The sequence below is a fragment of the Pseudomonas sp. GW822-FHT05A08 genome, from assembly GCF_058800485.1.
Genome location: NZ_CM179511.1, coordinates 1789587 through 1810747, shown reverse-complemented (window position 1 = coordinate 1810747; position 21161 = coordinate 1789587). Strand labels below are relative to the sequence as shown.

Genomic DNA, 21161 nt, shown 5'->3' with positions numbered 1-21161 from the left:
GACACCAGAACAGTCGGCTTTGGTCGGTCACCACCCATCCTTTGTGAACTACCCATTTCAAGGGCGCCCCCTTATGATGTTCGCCAGACTTTTTACCCTGCGATGACCCATGGCTGATTCCGCTTTTTTCTGCTCCCTGTCCCACGAGGGCGTTCTCGCCGTCCGCGGCCCCGATGCCAGCAAGTTCCTTCAGGGCCAGCTGACCTGCAATCTCAATTACCTCAGCGATAGCCAATCCAGCCTGGGCGCCCGTTGCACCCAGAAAGGCCGCATGCAATCGAGCTTTCGCATCCTGCTCGAAGGCGATGGCTGCCTGCTGGCCATGGCCACCGAGTTGCTGGAGCCGCAACTGGCGGACCTGAAAAAATACGCCGTGTTTTCCAAGGCCAAGCTCAGCGATGAAAGTGCCCTGTGGGCGCGCTTCGGCCTGGGCAACGCCGATACGCTGCTGGCCGGTCTCGGGCTGGAACTGCCGCCGGAAGACGGCGCGGTCGCCCGCAACGACGGCCTGATCGCCATTCGTGTTTCAGCGGACCGGACCGAGCTCTGGGCCCCCGCAGATCAAGCTGAGGTCTTGCGCGAACAGCTGTCCGCGCAACTGCCCGAAGGCGACCTCAATCAATGGTTGCTGGGCCAGATCCGCGCCGGCATCGGCCAGGTCATGCCGGCCACTCGTGAGCTGTTCATCCCGCAGATGCTCAATCTGCAGGCCATCGGCGGCGTCAGTTTCAAGAAAGGCTGCTATACCGGCCAGGAAATCGTCGCGCGCATGCAGTACCTGGGCAAACTCAAGCGCCGCCTCTACCGCCTGGCCTTGAACGCCGAAGAATTGCCGGAACCCGGCACCCCGCTGTTCTCCCCGACCCACGGCAGCGCCATCGGTGAGGTAGTGATCGCCGCGCGTGCCGAACAAAACATTGAACTCCTGGCCGTACTGCAAGCCGAAGCTGCAGAGGATGGCAATCTCCATCTTGGCGCGCTCGAAGGTCCCGGGCTGCACCTGCTGGACCTGCCTTACCAGCTGGATCGCGATCGAGAAATCCAGCGCTGATTGCCGCAACTTCCTGCAATACCCCTAGAGAACAGAAATGAGTGAGCTGGCGGAAAAGGTCCAACAGGATTTGGTTGAGGCCATCGACAACGATGACCTGGTTCTGCCAACGCTACCGGAAGTGGCCCTGCAGATTCGCCGGGCCGCTGAAGATCCGGAAATCAGCGTCAGTACCCTGAGCAAAGTGATTGGCCGTGATACGGCGCTGTCGGCGCGCCTGATCAAAGTGGTCAACAGCCCCCTGCTGCGCGCCACCCAGGAAGTCACCGACCTGCACACCGCGATTACCCGGCTGGGCGTGAACTACAGCAGCAACCTGGCCATCGGCCTGGTCATGGAACAGATTTTCCATGCCCGCTCGGAGGTGATCGCGCAAAAGATGCATGACGTCTGGCGCAAAAGCCTGGAAGTGGCCGGAGTCAGTTATGCCCTGTGCCGCAGCCATACCCAGTTGAAGCCCGACCAGGCCGCCCTCGGCGGGCTGGTGCACCAGATCGGCGTACTGCCGATCCTGACCTATGCGGAAGATCACTATGAGCTGCTGTCCGACCCGGTCAGCCTCAACCACGTGATCGAGCACATCCATCCGTTGCTGGGCGACAAGCTGCTGCAAGTCTGGGAGTTTCCGGAACAGCTGGCCAAATTGCCGGGGCAGTACCTGGACTTCCAGCGCCAGTCCGCGCGCCTGGACTACGTCGACCTGGTGCAGATCGCCAGCCTCTATTGCCACAAGGACACCGACCACCCACTGGCGAAGATCGATATCCTCAGCGTGCCAGCCTTCAAAAAACTCGGGATCGACCCCGAGAACAAAGTGATGTGCAGCGATCTGGCCGAGTCGCAGTCAATGTTCTATTGAATCAATGCTCTACTGAACCTGTGCCACAAGCCTCTAGCCCGCGTTAAAACTCACCCGCACCTTCAGCCCCGCCTGCGCGCCATCGTGCAGGCTGATCTGCGCCAGATGGGCGCGACAGATTTCACCGACGATCGCCAGGCCCAGGCCGGAACCGGCGACATGGGGGTTGCGTCGGTAGAAGCGCTCGAATACCCGGTCGCGGTCTTCCAGGGGAATCCCCGGGCCGTCGTCCTCCACCTCCAGCACCGCCGGCGCGCTGACCCGCAGGATCACGTTTCCGCCCGGCTTGGTGTGGGCCAGGGCATTGTCCACCAGGTTGCTCAGCAGTTCGTTCAAGAGGGTTGGTTCGCCGCGCAGCCACACCGGCTCATCGGCTTCCAGGGCCAGGGCGATACCCCGGGCGTGGGCCAAGGGCGCCATGGCCATGCCCAACTCGCGGGCCAACTGGCTGAGATCAAGCAATTGCGCGCCGCCCTCGGCAATCGCCCGGGCGCCGTTTTCAATCCGCGCCAGGGACAACAGTTGATTGGCCAGATGGGTCAGACGATCGGTGCCCTGGGCGGCGCTTTCCAGGGTATTGCGCCAGGTCTCGGGCTCCGAGGCCCGCAGCCCCAATTCCAGGCGCGCCTTCAGCGCCGCCAGGGGGGTGCGCAATTCATGGGCGGCGTCAGCGATGAACTGCGCCTGACGCTCGAACTGGCCACGCAGTCGCTCGGTGAAGTGATTGAGCGCCCGCACCAAGGGCCACAACTCGCGTTGCACCTCGACCAGCGGCAAAGGCCGCAAGTCGTCGGGCTGGCGCTCCTCCACCGCGCTGCGCAAACGCTCCAGCGGACGCAACGCGGCGCTGACCGCGAACCACACCAGCAACAACGCACCGATGGCCAGCATGCCCAGGCGCAACAGGGTATCGGCCATCAGACTGCGCGCCATGCGGACCCGCGCCTCGTCGGTCTCCGCCACGCGAATCTCCGCCATGCCGTTCATGTTCGGCTCGCTGACCGCCTTGAGCAGGCTCACCACTCGGACGTTCTGCCCTTGATAAGTAGCATCGTAGAACCGCGCCAGCGCCGGATAATCGTCGGTGCGCGGCGTGCCCGGCGGCGGACCGGGCAGGTTTTCGTAACCGGAAATCAGCTTCTGATGGATATCGTTGACCTGGTAATAGATCCGCCCGGCACTGTCATAGGCGAAGGTATCGAGGGCGACATAGGGCACATTGGCGCTCAGGCCACCGTCACGCTGGGACAAACCGGCAGCGATGGTCCGGGCCGAGGCCAGCAAAGTCCGATCGTAAGCCGTATCTGCCGCCTCGCGGCCGTTCCAGTAGGCACTCAGGCCGCTGGCCAGCATCAGCACCACCAGCAGCAGCGCCAGGTTCCACAGCAGGCGCCAGCGCAGGCTGCTGGGCCTATGCATCGCGGCTTTCCAGCAGGTAGCCAAGCCCGCGGAAGGTAACGATGGCCACCGGCTGGCCGTCGAGTTTCTTGCGCAAGCGATGGACATAGATTTCGATGGCGTCCGGGCTGGCCTCTTCATCCAGGCCGAACACCTGGGACGCCAGTTGCTCCTTGCTCATGACCCGACCCGGCCGGGCGATCAGCGCCTCGAGTACCGCCTGCTCGCGGGAGGTCAGGGTCAGCAGCTCTTCACCCAGGGTAAAGCGCCGGGTATCGAGGTCGTAGGCCAGCACCCCGCAGCGCTGCACCCGCTCACCGCCGAGCACGCTGCGCCGCAGCAGGGCCTTGACCCGTGCTTCCAGCTCGGTCAGTTCGAAGGGCTTGGCCAGGTAGTCGTCCGCCCCCAGGTTGAGGCCGTGGACCCGGTCCTTGACATCGCTGCGCGCGGTCAGCATCAGCACCGGCAGGTTCTTGCCCCGGGCACGCAGGCGCGCCAGCACTTCGAAACCATCCATGCGCGGCAGGCCCACATCAAGGATCGCCATGGCGTAATCCTCGCTGCCCAGGGCCAGGTCCGCGGCGACTCCGTCGTGCAGCACATCCACGGTCAAACCCGTGCTCTTGAGCGCCTGGGCGACACTTTCAGCCAGCTGCAGGTGGTCTTCGACGAGAAGCACACGCATGGATTTCCTACCTCGTTCAGGGGATCGACGGCACTTTTTATTGCCGCGGAGTTTACAGCCGGGACCGCTGCTGTGAAGCCCGAAAACCGTGAAAGTCTGCTGAAAGGTTAGCGAAAGGTTGGCCCTTTAGAGTCCTGTCACGGATTGTTTCGACTTCCGTGGCTACCTCCCGGTGGCCTCCCGAAAAACGCCTCGAAGCGTTTTCGCCAATAAGAACAATAACGGAGTACAACACGATGCTGTCCATGCAGCCTCAGGCTTGCCAGCCTGTTCGTTTTTCCCGTCTCAGCCACACCGCCCTCGCCAGCGCCGCCGCCCTTGCCGGTTTCTCACCGATCAGCCAGGCCGCCTTCTTCGAAGACAGCAGCGCCACCCTCGAAACCCGCAACATGTACTTCAACCGCGATTTCCGCAGCGGTACCAGTGCCCAGCAATCCAAGCGCGACGAATGGGCCCAGGGCTTCATGCTCAACCTGCAATCGGGCTACACCGACGGCACCGTGGGCTTTGGCGTCGACGCGCTGGGCATGCTCGGCATCAAGCTCGACTCCAGCCCCGACCGCACCGGCACCGGCCTGCTGCCGACCCACGACGACGGGCGCGCCGCCGACGAGTACTCCAAAGTCGGCCTGACCGGCAAAGTGAAAATCTCCGCCACCGAACTGAAGATTGGCAGCCTGATCCCGGAACTGCCGACCATCAAGCCCAACGACGGGCGCATCCTGCCGCAGACCTTCGAGGGCGGCCTGCTGACCTCCAGGGAAATCAAGAACCTGACCTTCACCGGCGGCCGCCTGGAGAAAGCCAAGGATCGCGACAGCACCGACTTCGAGGACATCGCCCTCAACAACAAGAACAGCCGCTTCGCCGGCACCGTCGCCGGCAAGCACTTCGACTTCGGCGGCCTGGACTACAAGTTCACCGACAAGATCACCGGCAGCTACCACTTTGCCCAGCTCGCCGAGGTCTACAACCAGCACTTCTTCGGCCTGCTCGCCTCGCAGCCGATGGGCCCGGGCACCTTCGCCACGGACCTGCGCTTCGCCGTCAGTGACGACCAGGGCCAGGCCCGCGGCGGCAAGATCGACAACAAATCCCTCAACGGCCTGGTGAGCTACGCCCTGAACGGGCATAAACTCAGCGCCGGCTACCAGCACATGTCCGGCGACAGCGCCTTCCCCTACCTCGACGGGGCCGACCCGTACCTGGTCAACTTCGTGCAGATCAACGACTTCGCCGGCGCCGAAGAACGCTCCTGGCAAGCCCGCTACGACTACGACTTCGGCAAGCTCGGCATCCCCGGCCTGACCTTCATGACCCGCTACCTGAGCGGCGACAACATCGCCCTGAAAAACGGCGATACCGGCAAGGAATGGGAACGCAACACCGAGATCAAGTACGTGGTGCAAAGCGGCACCTTCAAGGACGTCGCGGTGCGCCTGCGCAACGCCACCTACCGCTCCAACTATTCGGCCCGCGATGCGGATGAAGTGCGCCTGCTGGTGAGCTACAGCCTGGCGCTCTGGTAATCGACCGACCTTGAGCAGGCGCCACGCCTGCCAAGGCCCCTGGCATGCAACACACAACAACAACTCCTGTGGAGACAAGCATGAACCCATCACTGCGTAAATTGGCCCTCGCCGCCGGCTGTATGCTGTTCGCCGGTCAACTGCTCGCCGCCGCCAGCGCCGAACCCAAGCGCCCGGAATGCATCGCCCCGGCCTCCCCCGGCGGCGGTTTCGACCTGACCTGCAAACTGGCGCAGAGCGCGCTGGTCAACGAAAAGCTGCTGACCAAGCCGATGCGCGTGACCTACATGCCCGGCGGTGTCGGCGCGGTGGCCTACAACGCGGTGGTGGCCCAGCGCCCTGCTGACGCTGGCACGCTGGTGGCCTGGTCCAGCGGTTCGCTGCTGAACCTGGCCCAGGGCAAGTTCGGCCGCTTCGATGAAAGCGCGGTGCGCTGGCTGGCCGCGGTCGGCACCAGCTATGGCGCCATCGCGGTGAAGAGCGACTCGCCGTACAAGACCCTCGACGACCTGGTCAAGGCGCTGAAGAAAGACCCGAGTTCGGTGGTGATCGGCTCCGGCGGCACCGTCGGCAGCCAGGACTGGATGCAGACCGCGCTGATCGCCAAGGCCGCCGGGATCAACCCGCGCGACCTGCGCTACGTGGCCCTGGAAGGCGGCGGCGAAATCGCCACCGCGCTGCTGGGCGGGCACATCCAGGTTGGCAGTACCGACATTTCCGACTCCATGCCGCACATCCAGAGCGGCGACATGCGCCTGCTCGCGGTGTTCTCCGACAAGCGCCTGGACGAGCCGGAAATGAAGGACATCCCGACCGCCAAGGAGCAGGGCTACGACATCGTCTGGCCAGTGGTGCGCGGCTTCTACCTCGGGCCGAAGGTCAGCGACGAAGACTACGCCTGGTGGAAAGACGCCTTCGACAAGCTGCTGGCTTCCGAAGAGTTCGCCAAGCTGCGCGACCAGCGCGAACTCTTCCCGTTCGCCATGACCGGGCCGGAACTGGACGCCTACGTGAAGAAACAGGTGGCCGACTACAAGACCCTGGCCAAAGAGTTCGGCCTGATCCAGTAATCGCCCCTGTCTAGCGGCCCTGCCCCTTTCTCGGGGGCGGGGCCCAGGAGTTTCCCATGCTCTTACAACGCCTTTTCGCCTCGCTGCTGCTCCTGGTCTGCCTGGGCCTGGCACTGATGGCCTGGCCCTACCAGGCCGCCTTTTCCTACGAACCGGTCGGCCCGCGCGCCTTTCCCCTGCTGATGCTCGGCCTGATGGGCCTGGCGCTGCTGTACATGGTGTTTCGCCCGGCGCCGATCAAGCACAGCGAAGACGAGCCGCCACTGGACCGTGAAACCCTGACCAAAATCAGCATCTGTGTGCTCCTGCTGCTGATCTTCGCCGGTCTGTTCGAACCCCTGGGTTTCATTCTCAGCAGCATCCTGATCGGCATTCCGATGGCGCGCCTGTACGGCGGTCGCTGGGTGCCCAGCGCCGTGGTCACCACGCTGATGGCCATCGGTCTGTACGTGCTCTTCGACCGGGTGATGGACGTACCACTGCCCCTGGGCCTGCTCGACGTTCTGGAGAACTGATATGGATACGCTTGGCTATTTGGGCCAGGGTTTCGGCGTCGCGCTGAGCCCCTACAACCTGGTCACCGCCCTGACCGGCACCCTGATCGGCACCGTGGTCGGCCTGCTCCCGGGCCTGGGCCCGATCAACGGCGTGGCACTGCTGATCCCGATCGCCTTCGCCCTCGGCCTGCCACCGGAGTCGGCGCTGATCCTGCTGGCGGCGGTTTACCTGGGTTGCGAATACGGTGGCCGGATCAGTTCGATCCTGCTGAACATCCCGGGCGAAGCCTCCACCGTGATGACCACCCTCGACGGCTACCCGATGGCGCGCCAGGGCCTGGCCGGGGTGGCTCTGTCGCTGTCGGCCTGGAGCTCGTTCATCGGCGCCTTCATCGCCACCTGCGGCATGGTGATGTTCGCCCCGCTGCTGGCGAAATGGGCGATCGCCTTCGGCCCGGCGGAGTACTTCGTGCTGATGGTGTTCGCCATAGTCTGCCTCGGCGGCATGGCCGGCGATCGTCCGATCAAGACCTTTATCGCCGCACTGATCGGGCTGTTCCTGTCGTCGGTCGGCATCGACGCCAACAGCGGCGTGTACCGCTTCACCGGCGATAACATCCACCTCACCGACGGCATCCAGTTCGTGGTGCTGGTACTGGGCCTGTTCTCCATCAGCGAAATCCTGTTGCTGCTGGAAAAAACCCATCGCGGCCAGGAAGCGGTGAAAGCCACTGGGCGCATGATGTTCAACTTCAAGGAAGCGGCGTCGGTGTTCGTGGTGAACATCCGTTGCGGCCTGCTGGGCTTCATCATGGGCGTCTTGCCGGGTGCCGGCGCGACCCTGGCCAGCGCCGTGGCCTACATGACCGAAAAACGCATCGCCGGCGCCAGCGGCAAGTTCGGCCAGGGCGACAAGCGCGGCCTGGCGGCACCGGAAACCGCGATCGGCGCCTCGGCCTGCGGCGCCCTGGTACCGATGCTGACCCTCGGCGTCCCGGGTTCGGGCACCACCGCGGTGATGATCGGCGCCCTGTCGCTGTACAACATCACCCCGGGTCCGCTGCTGTTCCAGCAGCAGCCGGACATCGTCTGGGGCCTGATCGCCTCGTTGTTCATCGCCAACATCATGCTGGTGATCCTCAACATTCCGATGATCCGCGTCTTCACCCGCATCCTCGCCGTGCCGAACTGGGCCCTGGTGCCGGTGATCGCAATCATCACCGGGATCGGCGTCTACGCGGTGCACGCCACCACCTTCGACCTGTTCCTGATGGTCGGCATCGGCATCTTCGGCTACATCCTGCGCAAGCTGGATTTCCCGCTGTCGCCAGTGTTGCTGGGCTTTATCCTCGGCGGGTTGATGGAACAGAACCTGCGTCGCGCACTGTCGATCTCCAACGGCGCGATGGAAATCCTCTGGTCCAGCCCGATCACCGTCGGCGTCTGGGTGCTGACCGTGATCATGCTGCTGATGCCGATGATCCGCATCTGGCGCAAGCGTTCGGCCCTGCAACGCGCCGTGGCCGATGTCTGAGGTCAGCTTCAAACAGTGGTGGGGTACGCCCCTGGTCGGTCTGGCCGGCGGTTACCTCGCCAGCCAGATCGGCTGGCCGCTGCCGTGGATGGTCGGCTCGTTGCTGGCGATCATCCTGGTGCGCTGCCTGACGCCCTGGCAATTGGGGGAAATTCCCGGCGGCCGCAAATGCGGGCAATGGGTGGTGGGGATCGGCATCGGCCTGCACTTCACACCAGTGGTGATGGAACAGGTCATGAGCCACTTCGGCCTGATCTTCTTCGGTGCCCTGGTCACCAGCCTGTCCAGCGTGGTCGGGGTCTGGCTGCTGCGGCGCACCGGTGAGGACCGGGCCACCGCGTTCTTCTCCAGCATGCCGGGCGGCTCCGGCGAGATGGTCAACCTCGGCGCGCGCAACGGCGCGGTGCTCAGCCGCGTGGCGGCCGGGCAGAGCCTGCGGGTGCTGGTGGTGGTCCTGTGTGTACCGGCGGCCTTCAAGTACCTGCTCGGTGAAGGCGTGCCCCAACTGCATCCGGCCAGCGTCGATTGGCGCTGGCTGGCCGTATTGTTTCCGGCGGGCGCCCTGCTCGCCTGGCTCTGGCAACGCCTGCGCCAGCCCAACCCCTGGCTGTTCGGGCCGCTGCTGGTCAGCGCCGCGGTCAGTATCGGCTGGGACCTGCATATCGGCCTGCCGGACGGCGGCAGCCAGATCGGCCAGTGGCTGATCGGCAGCGGCCTGGGTTGTCACTTCAATCGCCAGTTCTTCCGTCGCGCGCCCTCATTCATGGGCCGCACCCTGATCGGCACGGCGCTGACCATGCTGATCGCCAGCCTCGCGGCCGTGGCCCTGAGCGCCTTGACTCATCTGGACTTGCGTTCGCTGACGTTGGGCATGATGCCCGGCGGCATCGCGGAAATGAGCCTGACGGCCGAGACCCTGCAACTGTCGGTGCCGCTGGTGACGGCGATGCAGGTGATGCGCTTGCTGTTCGTGCTGTTTCTGGCCGAGCCGCTGTTCCGGCATTGGGACAAGAAACCGGACTGAAGCCGGTCCCCTGTAGCCGCTGCCGCAGGCTGCGAGGGGCGCGATGTTCAGCGTCGCCGAGGTCCTTCGGACCTATCGCAGCCTGCGGCAGCGGCTACAGGGTTTTGCGTTGATTCTGCAGGAGCGAGGCTTGCCCGCGATAACGGCCTTCAACCCCCCATCAAACCGCCGGCAACCGCCATTCGATCGGCGTCTCGCCATTCTGCTCGAGGTACTTGTTGGTCCGGCTGAAATGCCCGCAACCGATAAAGCCGCGGTAGGCCGACAGGGGCGACGGGTGCACCGAGGTCAGCACCAGGTGCTTGGTGGCATCGATCAGCTTCTGCTTGCTCTGGGCATGGGCCCCCCACAGCAGGAACACCAGGTGCGGCTGGTGCTCGCTCACCACTTCGATGATCCGGTCGGTGAAGTGCTGCCAGCCCCTGCCCGCGTGAGAAGCGGCGTTGGCCCGTTGCACGGTCATGGTGGTGTTGAGCATCAGCACGCCCTGGTCGGCCCAGCTCTGCAGGTAGCCGTGGTTGGGCATGTCGATGTTCAGGTCGCGCTTGAGCTCTTTATAGATGTTCACCAGGGACGGCGGCGCCGGTACGCCCGGCTGCACCGAGAAGCACAGGCCGTGGGCCTGGCCCGGGCCGTGGTAGGGGTCCTGGCCGAGGATCACCACCTTGACCTTGTCCAGCGGGGTCGAATTCAGCGCATTGAAAATCAGCGGGCCCGGCGGGTAGATCTCCTTGCCAGCGGCATGTTCCTGACGCAGGAACTCGCGCAACTCCGCCATATAAGGCTGGTCGAATTCGGCACGCAGCGCCTGCTTCCAGCTGGGTTCGAGTTTGATACGGTCGTCATCGGTCATGGTTGCACCCGGTAAAATCAATGGGCGCACCCTAGGAAAGCCCACCACGCTTGTCAATTGATCTGACGCAGAACCGCCACTTTCGCCTATAGCGATCATACTGAACGCTCAAATTCCCGATCGAGGTCACGATGAATCTGCACTTCGAAGAACTCACCGGCACCGACGGCGCGCGCATCGCAATTGCCAGCCTGGATGCCGAACACTCCCTCAACGCCTTGTCCCTGCCAATGATCCATCTGTTGAGCGACCGCCTGGAAGCCTGGGCCAAGGACCCGCAAGTGGTCTGTGTGCTGTTGCGCGGCAACGGCGCCAAGGCCTTTTGCGCCGGCGGCGAAGTGCGCAGCCTGGTCCAGGCCTGCCTGGCCCACCCCGGCGAAGTACCGCCGCTGGCCGCGCAGTTCTTCGCCGCGGAATACCGTCTCGACTACCGTCTGCACACCTACCCGAAACCGCTGATCTGCTGGGGCCACGGCTATGTGCTCGGTGGCGGCATGGGCCTGCTGCAAGGCGCCAGCATTCGTATCGTCACACCGAGCAGCCGCCTGGCGATGCCGGAAATCAGCATCGGCCTGTACCCGGATGTCGGCGCCAGTTGGTTCCTCTCGCGCCAGCCAGGCAAGCTCGGGCTGTTCCTCGGCCTGACCGGCGCGCACATCAACGGCCGCGACGCCATCGACCTGGACCTGGCCGACCGCTTCCTGCGAGACGACCAGCAAGAAGCGCTGATCGACGGGCTGCTGCAGCTCAACTGGCAGGAACAGACGCCGATGCAGCTCAACAGTCTGCTCAAGGCCCTGCAACAGGAGGCCGTCGAACAAATGCCCGCAGCCCAGTGGCTACCACGGCGCCAGCAGATCGACGAGTGGCTGGACGTCAGCGACGTACGCTGTGCCTGGCGAGCCATCAGCCAGTTGCACAATCACTCCGATGCCCTGCTGGCGCGGGCGGCGAAAACCCTCAGCGAAGGCTGCCCGCTGACCGCCTGCCTGGTCTGGGAACAGATCCAGCAGGCCCGGCACCTGTCCCTGGCCCAGGTGTTCCAGATGGAATACACCCTGAGCCTGAACTGCTGCCGGCATCCCGAATTCAGCGAAGGGGTGCGGGCGCGCCTGATCGACAAGGACCACAAGCCCCGCTGGCACTGGCCGGACATCAACAGCATCCCCGACGCCGTGGTCGAGGCGCATTTCCACAAGGCCTGGGAAGGCCGTCACCCCTTGGCGGATCTGTCGGATTTCTGAAAACCAGCCATGAAAAAGCGGCGCTCCAGGCGCCGCTTGTTTGTTATAGGCAGATCAGCGGTTGTGATGGCGGTCACGGCGGTGATCGTCGCGACCGCGATCGCTCCAGTCTCGACCGCCACGCCGGCCGTCATGGTCGCGGCGGCCGTCATGCCGGTAGTCGTTGTTCCAGCCCTGGCGGTGGCCATCCCAGCCACGGTTCGGGTAGGCGCGATAAACGGCCCGCGGCGCCGACTGGTAGTAACGCGGTGCCGGCTGGTAATACCGGGGCTGGTAGTACCGTGGCGCTGGTTGGTAATAACGCGGCGCGTAATAGCCGCGGCCGGAAGAATAATAGGAACCGCCGTAGTAGACCGGCGCCGGCGTCGTATAGACCTCAGAGCGGTAGTAAGTGGAACCTCCGTCGTAGTCGTAATAGGGAACGCAGGCAGAAAGAGCCAAACCCAGGAACGCAGTGAGAAGAATTCGACGATACATGGCGGCCTCCTGGACCGCTGATGGGCCATGCCAGCGACGCTGGCCGGCGGCAGCCAAGGATGTTCTGGCTGACGGAATATCTGACCGCGAAAACCGGGTCTGGTGCGATTTTGGTTACACCTTGATACAAGTCGCCAGGCAAGGATTTTGGATCCGAAAACGCCCGGTTTTCGCGGGCTGTGTGCCATTGCTGGCGAGCGATCAAATGGCGCAGCTACCCGTCGGCGCGACCACTAGAATGCTTGCATCGGGTCACTGCCACGGAGTCGCCCATGCCGCTTAGCTCCCCGCTGTATTCGCAACGCTGGCTGATCATCACGCTCATCGCGCTGCTGGGCGGCGGTTTTATGGCCACGTCCTTACTCAGCTATTACGCCTCGCGAACCTCGATCCGCGACAACATCGTCAACACCGAGCTGCCGCTGACCTCCGACACCGTGTATTCGGAGATCCAGAAAGACCTGGTACGACCGATCCTGATTTCTTCGATGATGTCCCGCGACACCTTCATGCGCGACTGGGTGATGGCTGGCGAACGCGATCCAGAGCAGATGACCCGCTACCTCAATGAGGTGATGACCCACTACGGCGCCTACACCGCCTTCTTCGTCTCCAACAGCAGCCTGACCTACTACCACGCCAAAGGCGTGCTGAAGAAAATCGCTCCTGATACCCCCCGCGACGCCTGGTATTTCCGGGTCCGCGACATGGCCACCCCGTATGAAATCAACGTCGATCCGGATCAGGCCAACCAGAACAACCTGACGTTTTTCATCAACTACAAGGTCTACGACTACCAGGACAATTTCATCGGCGCCGCCGGTGTCGGCCTCAAGGTAGATGCAGTGATCAAGCTGATCGACCGCTACCAGCAGCGTTATCAGCGCAGCGTGTATTTCGTCGATACCCAGGGCCGGATCGTCCTCACCGGGGCCGAGGGCGGCCCGCAGGGCGCTCGGGCCGGACAGTTGCTGTTCGAACTGGAAAACCTGCGCGACCTGCAGGCCAGGCTGCCCAAGCCCCACAGCGGCAACTATGAGTACAGCGCCCCAGACCAGCGGCACTTCCTCAATGTGCGGTTCATTCCCGAACTGAACTGGTACCTGCTCGTCGACAAGCGCGAGGACAGCGCCCTGGGCGATATCCGCCGCTCGCTGTATCTCAACCTGCTGATCTGCCTGGCGATCACCCTGATCGTGCTGACCCTGCTCAATAGCGTAGTCAGACGCTTCCAGCGCAAGATCGAAACCCAGGCCACCCTCGACAGCCTCACCGGCCTGCCCAACCGCCGCGGCTTCGACTTGCTGGCCGCCCAGGCCATGCTCGAAGCCCAGCGTGAGCCCAAGCCGCTGGCCGCCCTGCTGCTCGACCTGGACCACTTCAAACGCCTCAACGACACCTACGGCCACCTCGCCGGCGACCAGGTGTTGAGCGGCTTCGCCCGGCACCTGGCAAGCTGCCTGCGCCAGTCCGATATCGTTTGCCGTTGGGGCGGCGAAGAGTTCATCGTGCTGCTCAAGGACACCGACAGCGCCACGGCGCTGAAGATCGCCGAGAAAATCCGCCTGCTGATCGAGCAACAGCGCTACACCTATGAGGGCAGGAATATGCGGCTGACCGTCAGCATCGGCGTGACCACATTGCAGGCGGACGATACCCTGCACAGCCTGCTATCGCGCGCCGACCATGCGATGTACCGTGCCAAGCAGACCGGCCGTAACCGAACCTGCGTGGAAATGCCTCACTCCCGTTATGAATGAACCGACCCTGAACAACCCCAGCCTCTGCCCGGCCTGCGGCGCCCGCAACGACTGCAGCCTGGCCGACCCGCGTACCGCCGACCAGGCCTGCTGGTGCTACAGCGTGAGCATCGACCCGGCGGTGCTCGAAGCCCTGCCGCCGGAGCTGCGCGATCGCGCCTGCCTGTGCCCGCGCTGTGCCCGGGTCGATGCGCAACTGCAAGCGGCCGCCCGGCCGATCCCGTAAGATGCGCAGCCTTTTGCCAGCCTGCCGATAGCCATGCGCGTTGACCGTTTCCTCAGTAACCTGCCCCGCTTCAACCGCCAGCAGGTGCGCCTGCTGCTGGTGGCAAAGCGCATCCGTATCGACGGCCAGGTGGTCAGCGACCCCCATGCCGAGGTGCGCGAGTTCAGCCGGGTCGAGCTCGACGACGAAGTGCTGCAGGCCGGCAAGCCGCCGCGCTATTTCATGCTGCACAAACCCATGGGCTGCGTCAGCGCCACCCGCGATCCCGAACACCGCACCGTGCTCGACCTGCTGGACGAACCGGACAAGCACGAGCTGCACATCGCCGGTCGCCTGGACTACAACACCACCGGTTTGCTGATCCTCACCAACGATGGCAGCTGGTCGCGGCGCTTGACCCAGCCGCAGACCAAACTGCCGAAGCGCTACTACGTCGAGACCGAGCAGGACATAGGCCCGGAGTACGCCGAGACCTTCGCCCGGGGCCTGTACTTCGCTTTCGAGGACCTCACCACCCTGCCCGCCGAACTGCAGATCCTCGGCCCCCAGTGTGCGCGGCTGAGCATCGTCGAAGGCCGCTACCACCAGGTCAAACGCATGTTCGGTCATTTCGACAACAAGGTCTTGCGCCTGCACCGCGAACGCATGGGACCGCTGGCCCTCGACGAAAACCTGGCGCCCGGCGAGTACCGGCCGCTGACCGATGAAGAAATCCGCCTGGTCTGAGCGCCTACAATTTCCGTAGCCGCTGTAAGCCATCGACGATGCGATGACCATTCAGCCGAAGTTGTCGAACAATTTACCAACGGCACTTGCGAGACGGCGTTCTCCCTGCTTGAATCAGTCCGTCGGCCGAAATGTGACCGATGAGTCACGAATATACTTCTAAGAAATCCTTTGCCGTCCGAGCCGCCTGTGCTCATTCCTGTTGTCCGGCAAATTGCCCGCCTATAACAACACCCGTCGACCATCTGTGCGGATCGACATGGGCTAAAAAATTCCAGGCGTATGCCTACCTGTCACAAATCTCGTGCACCCTCGGTTGCGCGCATACCCGCTTGCCAGGAGTCTTATGACATGAGGCCAGAAATCGCTGTGCTGGATATACAAGGTCAGTATCGGGTTTACACGGAGTTCTATCGCGCAGATGCCGCAGAAAAGACCATCATTCTGGTCAACGGCTCAATGGCCACCACTGCCTCTTTTGCGCAGACCGTGAAGAACCTGCATCCGCAATTCAATGTGGTGCTCTACGACCAGCCCTATGCCGGTCGTTCGAAAGCCCACAACAGGCACGAGAAAATGCTCACCAAGGAAGTCGAGGGGCTGATCCTGCTGGAGCTGATCGACCACTTCGCCGCCGAGCACGTGATGTCGTTTTCCTGGGGTGGCGCGCCGACGCTGCTCGCCCTGGCGCAGCGCCCGCGGCGCATTGAAAAGGCGGTGATCAGCTCGTTCTCGCCAGTGATCAACGAGCCGATGCGCGACTACCTCGAACGCGGTGTCGATTACCTCGGCAGCCGGGACGGCGACCGTGTCGGGCACCTGGTCAACGAGACCATCGGCAAGCACCTGCCGTCACTGTTCAAGCGTTTCAACTATCGCCACGTCAGCACCCTGGCCGAGCATGAATACGGGCAGATGCACTTCCACATCAGCCATGTCCTCAGCAGCGACCGCCAGTGCTACCTGAAAGCGGCGAAGAACATCGAGGTACCGGTGCTGTTCATGAACGGTGAATGGGACGAATACACCGCCGCCAATGACGCCCGGCTGTTCGGCAACCATGTCCGGCACTCGACGTTCAGCACCATCCAGGCCGCCGGGCACTTCCTCGACATGGAACACAAGGCCGCCTGCCGGGACAGCCGTAACGCGCTGATGGGGTTCCTCAAACCGACCCAGCACACCAGTCGTCCGCGTTATCACTACCTGCAGGACCACCATGCCCTGGCTATCTGAAGTGGCGTCATCGCGAGCAACTCGTCCCCTGCCCCAGAAGCGAGCTTGCCCGCGATAGACCGCAAGCCGGTCTTCGCCCCGTCGCCCCGTCGCCGCGATGACGGCGTAGAAGCGTGCCTGCGTGCATTTCCCACCGCTTCGCAAACACAGGCCCGGCAAAGAAAAACTTCAAATCCGCGCGCACTTCTGGTACAAAGTCAGCCGCTCCGAGCGGGTGTCGTATAATGGCATTACTCCAGCTTCCCAAGCTGATAACGAGGGTTCGATTCCCTTCACCCGCTCCACTTCATTCGAGTCCAGCGTCAGGCCCTGCCGACGCGGGATACAGAAACAAAAAAACCGGTCCTCGAGTGACCGGTTTTTTTATGGGCGCCTTATCAACCTGCGGCCACGATAAACGAGCGCGGAAATGGCAATAACCCCGAATAGCCCCGTGCTGTCCTCCAACGCCTCGGCCGGGTTCGCTCATCTTCAAAGATGACCATCGAGTACTCCTGTCGGTCCTCAACGCAATCAGCTTGGCCAGTACTTCGGCAGATATCGCGGTTCGAGAAGGATCCTGCAACACAGCCAGCGCTTTTATCCGCCGCGTTCCAAACTCGCTCTTTCTACACTTCAGCCTGCGGAGTTCCCCTGCCAACGACCGTCGGGCGGGCCAGGTATTGAACACATTTTTTTGGTAGGTATAGTAACCACCGGCATCACAAGGAGGTGATGTGGACAGTCGGTATTTGATCGGCCAAATCGTCGCAGACGGTTGGTATCTGGTCAGGGTCAGAGGCAGTCACCATCATTTCAGGCATCCCAGTAAACCGGGGCTGGTGACAGTGCCACATCCCAAAAAGGACCTGCTGAGAAAAACCGCCATCAGCATTCTGAAACAGGCGCTGCTTATGTGAAGGTGATTCACCGCGCCCTGGAGGTTCCGCACATGCTTTACCCGATTGCAATTTCAATGGGCGATGACGAACACGCCTGGGGGGTGGAAGTCCCCGATATTCCTGGCTGTTTCTCGGCCGGTGACGACCTCGACGACGCCATGGCCATGGCCCGCGAAGCCATCGAAGGGCACTTCGAGATTCTCGCCGAAGACGGTGCCCCCATCCCGCACGCCAACAAGGTCACCCTGCACGCGGCCAACCCTCAGTACGCAGGCTGCACCTGGGCGCTGATCGACATCGATGTCACCAAGTACCTGGGCAAGGCGCAGAAGCTCAACATCACCCTGCCCGGTTACTTGCTGAACCGCATCGACGAATACGTGCTGCATCACCCGGAAGCCAAGAGCCGCTCGGGGTTTCTCGCTTCGGCTGCACTGAAGGTTTTGCAGCAAGACTGAACACACCGCCCTGACCGAAGAACGTGAATAGCCAATAAGGCTGTTGGTGGCCGCTCAACGCTGGACCGGCTAGCGCTCGCGCAAAAGAAGAATCGGCCCGGCGTGGCCGATTCTTTTGTCCCCCAGCGCTGCCTCGGCAACGAACTGCAAACGAATATAAGCAAGGACCCATTCGGTATTTAAAGCCGCCCCACCCGCCCCGTTATAGTCGGCCCTCCCCAGGTTAAACAGACAGGAGGCCCAGGTGGCCAAGTCTTCTCCGTTGTTCGACTCGCTGCAGGCCGATATCGACGCCCTGGCCAGGCAACTGGGCGTCAGCTCGATCCTGATCATGCGTTCGCTGCCCCAGCACATGCAGGTCGAAGCTTCGGGCGGGCGGCATGAGGACACTTATCCGATTGGTGCCCAGGGCCAGAAAAGCAGCCTCGCGCACAACGGCCAGGCGCTGTATTGCGAGCGCGTGGTGGACAGCGGCCAGCCGCTGTACGTCAAGGATTCGCGCCTGGAAGCCGAGTGGGCAGGCAACGAGGACGAGGTCGAATTCGGCCTGAGCAACTACCTGGGTTACCCGGTGCGCGATGCCGATGGCGAGGTGTTCGGCACCGTCTGCGCACTGGATGAAAGCGCCAGGCAATACAGCGCCGAGGAACAGGCCGCGCTGGAGGCGTTCCGGCAAAAGGTCGAGGCCCTGCTCGCCCGTTCGCCGCGGTGAAACTTTAGTCGTACAGGTCGCCCACAGGCACGCGCGGACGAGTACGGCTAAGCCCAGGTCGCATCCGGCGCATCGGCAACGCTCGAAACTTCTACGATGAACCCTCGCCTTTCACCGTAGAGACCGCCCATGCGCCTGATCCTGCTCGCTCCCTTGCTCGCACTTTCGTTGGCCGCCGGCAGTTGCCTGGCGGGCCCGTCGTTCGATCATCTCTACGCCTTCGGCGACAGCTACTCCGACAACGGCGCCAGCGACCGCTTGACCCGGGACATGCTCGCCCAGCAGTTCAAGGACGCCCAGCAACTGCCCGGCGAGCTGTATTGGCAAGGCCACTGGAGCAACGGCCCGACCGCCGTGGAAGTACTTGCCAAAAGCCTGCGGTTGCCCCTCACCGACCACGCCGTTGGCGGCGCGAAAAGCGGGCAGAACAATTACTACGCCTGGATGACTGCGTACCGCGACACAGGAGTGAGCGGGCAGATCGACGACTACCTGGCCAACGCCAAAGGCCAGGCCGACCCTCGCGCGCTGTACTTCATCTTCATCAGCGCCAACGACTTTTTCGAGCATGCCGACTTCGGCCACAAGGAGCCGATCGACGAACTGGCCACCAGCAGCATCGACCATATCCAGAATGCCGTCAGTCGTCTGGCCAAGGCCGGCGCCAGGCATTTCCTGGTGGTCGGCAGCACCGACCTGCGCCATGCCCCGGCGGTGGTGGCCAGCGGGCAGAGCGAACAGGCGCTGCGCTATCAACGGATACTTGAACGGCAACTGCCGTCGCTGCTGGTGGCCGAGAGCAAAAAGCTCAATGTAAAAATCACCTACTTCGACCACATCGCCTTCAGCGATCAACTGCGCCGCCGGCCTGCCGAGCATGGCCTGGCCCAGCTCGACCGACCGTGCCAGCCGACCTATCCCGAGGTGAAGCCGGCGTGCGCCCATCCAGACGAATATTTCTATTGGGATGAATGGCACCCGACCCGCAAAGTCCATGCCCTGGCGGGCGAAGCCATGGCCAAGACCCTCGGCCAGGCCCGCTAAGGCACAGCCTCGCCGGCGAGCAGCAGGCCTGCCCTAGACACAAAGCTGCAACGGGAACCGGTTCGCCCCGCTCCAGGCCAGGAAGCGTTCCTGCAGCATCGGCCTGGCGAGGAAATAACCCTGGGCTTCATCGCAACCGAACGTGTAGAGCATCTGCAAACATTTGAAACTCTCGATGCCCTCGGCCACGGTGCGATAACCCAGCTCGCGGGCCAGGCTGATGATCGAGCGGGTGATCTTCTGGTGCTGGGTGTTGCGCTCAAGGTCAGTGATCATCGACTTGTCGAGTTTCACCACGTTGGCCGGGATCTGGTGCAGGTAGGCAAAGTTGCTGTAGCCAGTGCCGAAATCATCGATGGCCACGTCCATGCCCAGCTCGCGAATGCGCGTCAATTGCGCCAGGACATTCGGGTTGGAACGCAGCCACTCGCCCTCGGTGATCTCCACTTCGAGCCGCCGTGGGTCGATGCCATGCAGCTCACAGGCGCGGCGGATCAGCTCGGCGATATCCTGGTCCTCGAAATCCTTGGGCGACAGATTGATCGACAGCTTGCAGCTCTCGGGCAGGCCCCAGGTGCGCAACTTGCTCAACACCGTATCGATGACCCAGCGGGTCACCTGATGAATCAGGCCGTTGCGCTCCATCACCGGAATGAACTCGGCGGGCGAGATCGGCCCCAGCCACGGATGTTCCCAGCGCAGCAAGGCTTCGGCACTGACCTGGGCTCCGTCGGGCAGGGCGAAGCGTGGCTGGAACATCAGGTAGATCTGGCCACTGTGCAAGGCGTCGTTGAGGTCCGACGCCAGGTTGAACGCGCGGCGCTGGGCGTGATCGCGCCCGGCATCGTAATGCGCCCAGAAACTGCGCCCGGCCATGGCCAGCTCCAGGGCGAACATGGCCTTGCGCAAGGCATCGTCCACCGACTGGGTATCGATCTCGAACTCCACGGTTCCGGCGCATACCGTGGGAATCATGGGAAACCCCAGCCCGGGCGGCTGGCGACGCAGGCGACTGACCAGCGCATCGAGCAGTCTATCGAGCCCCTCGGCCGGCGCCGGCAGCAGGAAGCCGAAGCGCTTGACCGACACGTGATAGACCCGCACATGCCGCCCCAGGTACTCCTGCAAACGCAGCGCGAGAAAACGGATGATGGTCTCGAAAGGCGCCAGTCCCAGGGCCAGGGTCAGTTCGTGGGCCACCTTCATGTCCAGGGCATCGATCAGCACCAGCACGCGCTGTTCGCCGATGTGGTGCTCGACCAGGTCACGCAGGTCGCTCTGGAACTGCTCGCGATTGGCCAGGCCGCTGACCGGGTCGCGACGACGCTGGCGCTGGCGCTGCTCGACCTGCTCCATGACCATCGCCGCCATGTCCCGCAACTGCTGGCGTTCGACGATGCTCAACTGCTGCTCGACCTTGTCGATGATGCACAGGCTGCCGATGGCATAACCGGACGCGGTCAACAGCGGCGCCCCGGCGTAAAAGCGGATGCCCTGGCCTCGGGTCACCAGCGGGTTGTCCTGGAAGCGCGGATCGAGCGCCGCGTTGCGCACCTCCAGCACTTCGCGGCCTTGCACCGTGAAGGCGCAGAACGACTGGCTGATGGGGGTCTGCGGCTCATCGAAACCCACCCGCGACTTGAACCACTGACGATCACGGTCCACCAGGCTGATCAAGGCGGTAGGCACCTTGAAGTACTCGGCCGCCATGCGGCAGATCCGGTCGAAATTCTCGCAACTGGCGGTGTCCAGCAACTCCAGGGCATGCAGGGCGGCCAGGCGCCGCTCCTCGGCAATCGCCTTATCGGGCATACACGACCTCGGGCCGGGACAACGCGATCATCACAATAAACAACCTATTCGCAGGGAGGCTGGAGGGGGAGCGACGGGGATGAAA

The 21161-nt window shown here is 63.2% G+C and carries 21 protein-coding genes and 1 tRNA gene; 17 read left to right on the top strand and 5 right to left on the bottom strand.

Annotated features, from left to right (window positions below):
* Positions 1-109 precede the first annotated feature (109 nt).
* Both ygfZ and AC3RCP_RS08250 read left to right on the top strand, forming a co-directional pair.
* Positions 110-1051, top strand: a complete 942-nt coding sequence (ygfZ, locus tag AC3RCP_RS08255) for a CAF17-like 4Fe-4S cluster assembly/insertion protein YgfZ (protein ID WP_492569546.1) — start codon at positions 110-112, stop codon at positions 1049-1051.
* A 37-nt stretch (positions 1052-1088) separates the two neighbouring features.
* Entirely contained in the window at positions 1089-1910 is an 822-nt protein-coding gene (locus AC3RCP_RS08250) for an HDOD domain-containing protein (protein ID WP_492569544.1), read from the top strand.
* A gap of 33 nt (positions 1911-1943) precedes the next feature.
* Here the strand turns inward: AC3RCP_RS08250 and AC3RCP_RS08245 are convergent, their stop codons facing one another.
* Positions 1944-3329 carry a sensor histidine kinase gene (locus AC3RCP_RS08245; RefSeq protein ID WP_007930222.1) on the bottom strand — a complete coding sequence of 462 codons (1386 nt, stop codon included), beginning with the start codon at positions 3327-3329 and terminating at the stop codon, positions 1944-1946.
* Complete coding sequence (locus tag AC3RCP_RS08240) at positions 3322-3993, bottom strand: response regulator (protein ID WP_007930220.1); 672 nt, start codon at positions 3991-3993, stop codon at positions 3322-3324. The genes AC3RCP_RS08245 and AC3RCP_RS08240 overlap by 8 nt, the downstream gene beginning before the upstream one ends.
* Positions 3994-4229: 236 nt before the next feature.
* Here AC3RCP_RS08240 and AC3RCP_RS08235 point away from each other — a divergent pair, with 236 nt between their 5' ends.
* The 5 genes from AC3RCP_RS08235 (at position 4230) to AC3RCP_RS08215 (ending at position 9647) form a co-directional block, all read left to right on the top strand.
* Positions 4230-5522 (top strand): OprD family porin, encoded by a 1293-nt coding sequence (locus tag AC3RCP_RS08235; RefSeq protein WP_009042579.1) that lies wholly within the window; start codon positions 4230-4232, stop codon positions 5520-5522.
* A gap of 80 nt (positions 5523-5602) precedes the next feature.
* On the top strand, positions 5603-6592 hold the full coding sequence (locus tag AC3RCP_RS08230; RefSeq protein WP_023968150.1) for a Bug family tripartite tricarboxylate transporter substrate binding protein: 990 nt from the start codon (positions 5603-5605) through the stop codon (positions 6590-6592).
* A 56-nt stretch (positions 6593-6648) separates the two neighbouring features.
* Positions 6649-7107, top strand: a complete 459-nt coding sequence (locus AC3RCP_RS08225) for a tripartite tricarboxylate transporter TctB family protein (RefSeq protein ID WP_007930215.1) — start codon at positions 6649-6651, stop codon at positions 7105-7107.
* 1 nt (position 7108) lies between these two features.
* Positions 7109-8623, top strand: a complete 1515-nt coding sequence (locus AC3RCP_RS08220; protein ID WP_007930213.1) for a tripartite tricarboxylate transporter permease — start codon at positions 7109-7111, stop codon at positions 8621-8623.
* Positions 8616-9647: an AbrB family transcriptional regulator gene (locus AC3RCP_RS08215; RefSeq protein ID WP_101337085.1), complete on the top strand. Its 1032-nt coding sequence runs from the start codon at positions 8616-8618 to the stop codon at positions 9645-9647. The genes AC3RCP_RS08220 and AC3RCP_RS08215 overlap by 8 nt, the downstream gene beginning before the upstream one ends.
* Positions 9648-9807: 160 nt before the next feature.
* On the opposite strand, the gene ung is transcribed toward AC3RCP_RS08215, so the two are convergent.
* Entirely contained in the window at positions 9808-10500 is a 693-nt protein-coding gene (ung, locus tag AC3RCP_RS08210; RefSeq protein ID WP_007929398.1) for a uracil-DNA glycosylase, read from the bottom strand.
* Between the two features lie 131 nt (positions 10501-10631).
* Here ung and dspII point away from each other — a divergent pair, with 131 nt between their 5' ends.
* Positions 10632-11744 carry an enoyl-CoA hydratase/isomerase DspII gene (gene dspII / locus AC3RCP_RS08205; RefSeq protein ID WP_492569540.1) on the top strand — a complete coding sequence of 371 codons (1113 nt, stop codon included), beginning with the start codon at positions 10632-10634 and terminating at the stop codon, positions 11742-11744.
* 54 nt (positions 11745-11798) lie between these two features.
* On the opposite strand, the gene AC3RCP_RS08200 is transcribed toward dspII, so the two are convergent.
* The gene (locus AC3RCP_RS08200; RefSeq protein ID WP_097136559.1) at positions 11799-12221 is read right to left on the bottom strand and encodes a hypothetical protein; all 423 of its coding nucleotides are present in this window, start codon (positions 12219-12221) and stop codon (positions 11799-11801) included.
* Between the two features lie 272 nt (positions 12222-12493).
* Here AC3RCP_RS08200 and AC3RCP_RS08195 point away from each other — a divergent pair, with 272 nt between their 5' ends.
* From AC3RCP_RS08195 to AC3RCP_RS08155, 9 genes are all read left to right on the top strand, one after another.
* Positions 12494-13981, top strand: a complete 1488-nt coding sequence (locus tag AC3RCP_RS08195) for a sensor domain-containing diguanylate cyclase (RefSeq protein WP_492569538.1) — start codon at positions 12494-12496, stop codon at positions 13979-13981.
* Positions 13982-13988: 7 nt separating this feature from the next.
* Positions 13989-14207 carry a cysteine-rich CWC family protein gene (locus tag AC3RCP_RS08190; RefSeq protein ID WP_274306756.1) on the top strand — a complete coding sequence of 73 codons (219 nt, stop codon included), beginning with the start codon at positions 13989-13991 and terminating at the stop codon, positions 14205-14207.
* 33 nt (positions 14208-14240) lie between these two features.
* The gene (locus AC3RCP_RS08185; RefSeq protein ID WP_492569536.1) at positions 14241-14933 is read left to right on the top strand and encodes a pseudouridine synthase; all 693 of its coding nucleotides are present in this window, start codon (positions 14241-14243) and stop codon (positions 14931-14933) included.
* A 351-nt stretch (positions 14934-15284) separates the two neighbouring features.
* The gene (locus AC3RCP_RS08180; RefSeq protein ID WP_101337082.1) at positions 15285-16169 is read left to right on the top strand and encodes an alpha/beta fold hydrolase; all 885 of its coding nucleotides are present in this window, start codon (positions 15285-15287) and stop codon (positions 16167-16169) included.
* Positions 16170-16379: 210 nt separating this feature from the next.
* Positions 16380-16453, top strand: a tRNA-Gly gene (locus AC3RCP_RS08175).
* A 432-nt stretch (positions 16454-16885) separates the two neighbouring features.
* On the top strand, positions 16886-17068 hold the full coding sequence (locus tag AC3RCP_RS08170; protein ID WP_087089111.1) for a type II toxin-antitoxin system HicA family toxin: 183 nt from the start codon (positions 16886-16888) through the stop codon (positions 17066-17068).
* 32 nt (positions 17069-17100) lie between these two features.
* Positions 17101-17508: a type II toxin-antitoxin system HicB family antitoxin gene (locus tag AC3RCP_RS08165; protein ID WP_007929416.1), complete on the top strand. Its 408-nt coding sequence runs from the start codon at positions 17101-17103 to the stop codon at positions 17506-17508.
* Positions 17509-17752: 244 nt separating this feature from the next.
* Positions 17753-18220, top strand: coding sequence for a GAF domain-containing protein (locus AC3RCP_RS08160; protein ID WP_007929417.1), 468 nt, complete (start codon positions 17753-17755; stop codon positions 18218-18220).
* A 129-nt stretch (positions 18221-18349) separates the two neighbouring features.
* Complete coding sequence (locus tag AC3RCP_RS08155; RefSeq protein WP_101337081.1) at positions 18350-19264, top strand: SGNH/GDSL hydrolase family protein; 915 nt, start codon at positions 18350-18352, stop codon at positions 19262-19264.
* A gap of 33 nt (positions 19265-19297) precedes the next feature.
* On the opposite strand, the gene AC3RCP_RS08150 is transcribed toward AC3RCP_RS08155, so the two are convergent.
* A complete protein-coding gene (locus AC3RCP_RS08150) occupies positions 19298-21076 on the bottom strand; it encodes a sensor domain-containing phosphodiesterase (RefSeq protein ID WP_492569533.1) in 1779 nt (592 codons plus the stop codon).
* Between the last annotated feature and the right edge of the window lie 85 nt (positions 21077-21161).

Coding starts and splice junctions, on each gene's coding strand:
- AC3RCP_RS08225 (WP_007930215.1), top strand. CDS start 6,649: ATGCTCTTACAACGCCTTTTCGCCTCGCTGCTGCTCCTGGTCTGCCTG.
- AC3RCP_RS08230 (WP_023968150.1), top strand. CDS start 5,603: ATGAACCCATCACTGCGTAAATTGGCCCTCGCCGCCGGCTGTATGCTG.
- AC3RCP_RS08215 (WP_101337085.1), top strand. CDS start 8,616: ATGTCTGAGGTCAGCTTCAAACAGTGGTGGGGTACGCCCCTGGTCGGT.
- ygfZ (WP_492569546.1), top strand. CDS start 110: ATGGCTGATTCCGCTTTTTTCTGCTCCCTGTCCCACGAGGGCGTTCTC.
- AC3RCP_RS08250 (WP_492569544.1), top strand. CDS start 1,089: ATGAGTGAGCTGGCGGAAAAGGTCCAACAGGATTTGGTTGAGGCCATC.
- AC3RCP_RS08235 (WP_009042579.1), top strand. CDS start 4,230: ATGCTGTCCATGCAGCCTCAGGCTTGCCAGCCTGTTCGTTTTTCCCGT.
- AC3RCP_RS08245 (WP_007930222.1), bottom strand. CDS start 3,329: ATGCATAGGCCCAGCAGCCTGCGCTGGCGCCTGCTGTGGAACCTGGCG.
- AC3RCP_RS08240 (WP_007930220.1), bottom strand. CDS start 3,993: ATGCGTGTGCTTCTCGTCGAAGACCACCTGCAGCTGGCTGAAAGTGTC.
- AC3RCP_RS08155 (WP_101337081.1), top strand. CDS start 18,350: ATGCGCCTGATCCTGCTCGCTCCCTTGCTCGCACTTTCGTTGGCCGCC.
- AC3RCP_RS08165 (WP_007929416.1), top strand. CDS start 17,101: ATGCTTTACCCGATTGCAATTTCAATGGGCGATGACGAACACGCCTGG.
- AC3RCP_RS08150 (WP_492569533.1), bottom strand. CDS start 21,076: ATGCCCGATAAGGCGATTGCCGAGGAGCGGCGCCTGGCCGCCCTGCAT.
- AC3RCP_RS08185 (WP_492569536.1), top strand. CDS start 14,241: ATGCGCGTTGACCGTTTCCTCAGTAACCTGCCCCGCTTCAACCGCCAG.
- AC3RCP_RS08195 (WP_492569538.1), top strand. CDS start 12,494: ATGCCGCTTAGCTCCCCGCTGTATTCGCAACGCTGGCTGATCATCACG.
- AC3RCP_RS08220 (WP_007930213.1), top strand. CDS start 7,109: ATGGATACGCTTGGCTATTTGGGCCAGGGTTTCGGCGTCGCGCTGAGC.
- dspII (WP_492569540.1), top strand. CDS start 10,632: ATGAATCTGCACTTCGAAGAACTCACCGGCACCGACGGCGCGCGCATC.
- AC3RCP_RS08200 (WP_097136559.1), bottom strand. CDS start 12,221: ATGTATCGTCGAATTCTTCTCACTGCGTTCCTGGGTTTGGCTCTTTCT.
- ung (WP_007929398.1), bottom strand. CDS start 10,500: ATGACCGATGACGACCGTATCAAACTCGAACCCAGCTGGAAGCAGGCG.
- AC3RCP_RS08180 (WP_101337082.1), top strand. CDS start 15,285: ATGAGGCCAGAAATCGCTGTGCTGGATATACAAGGTCAGTATCGGGTT.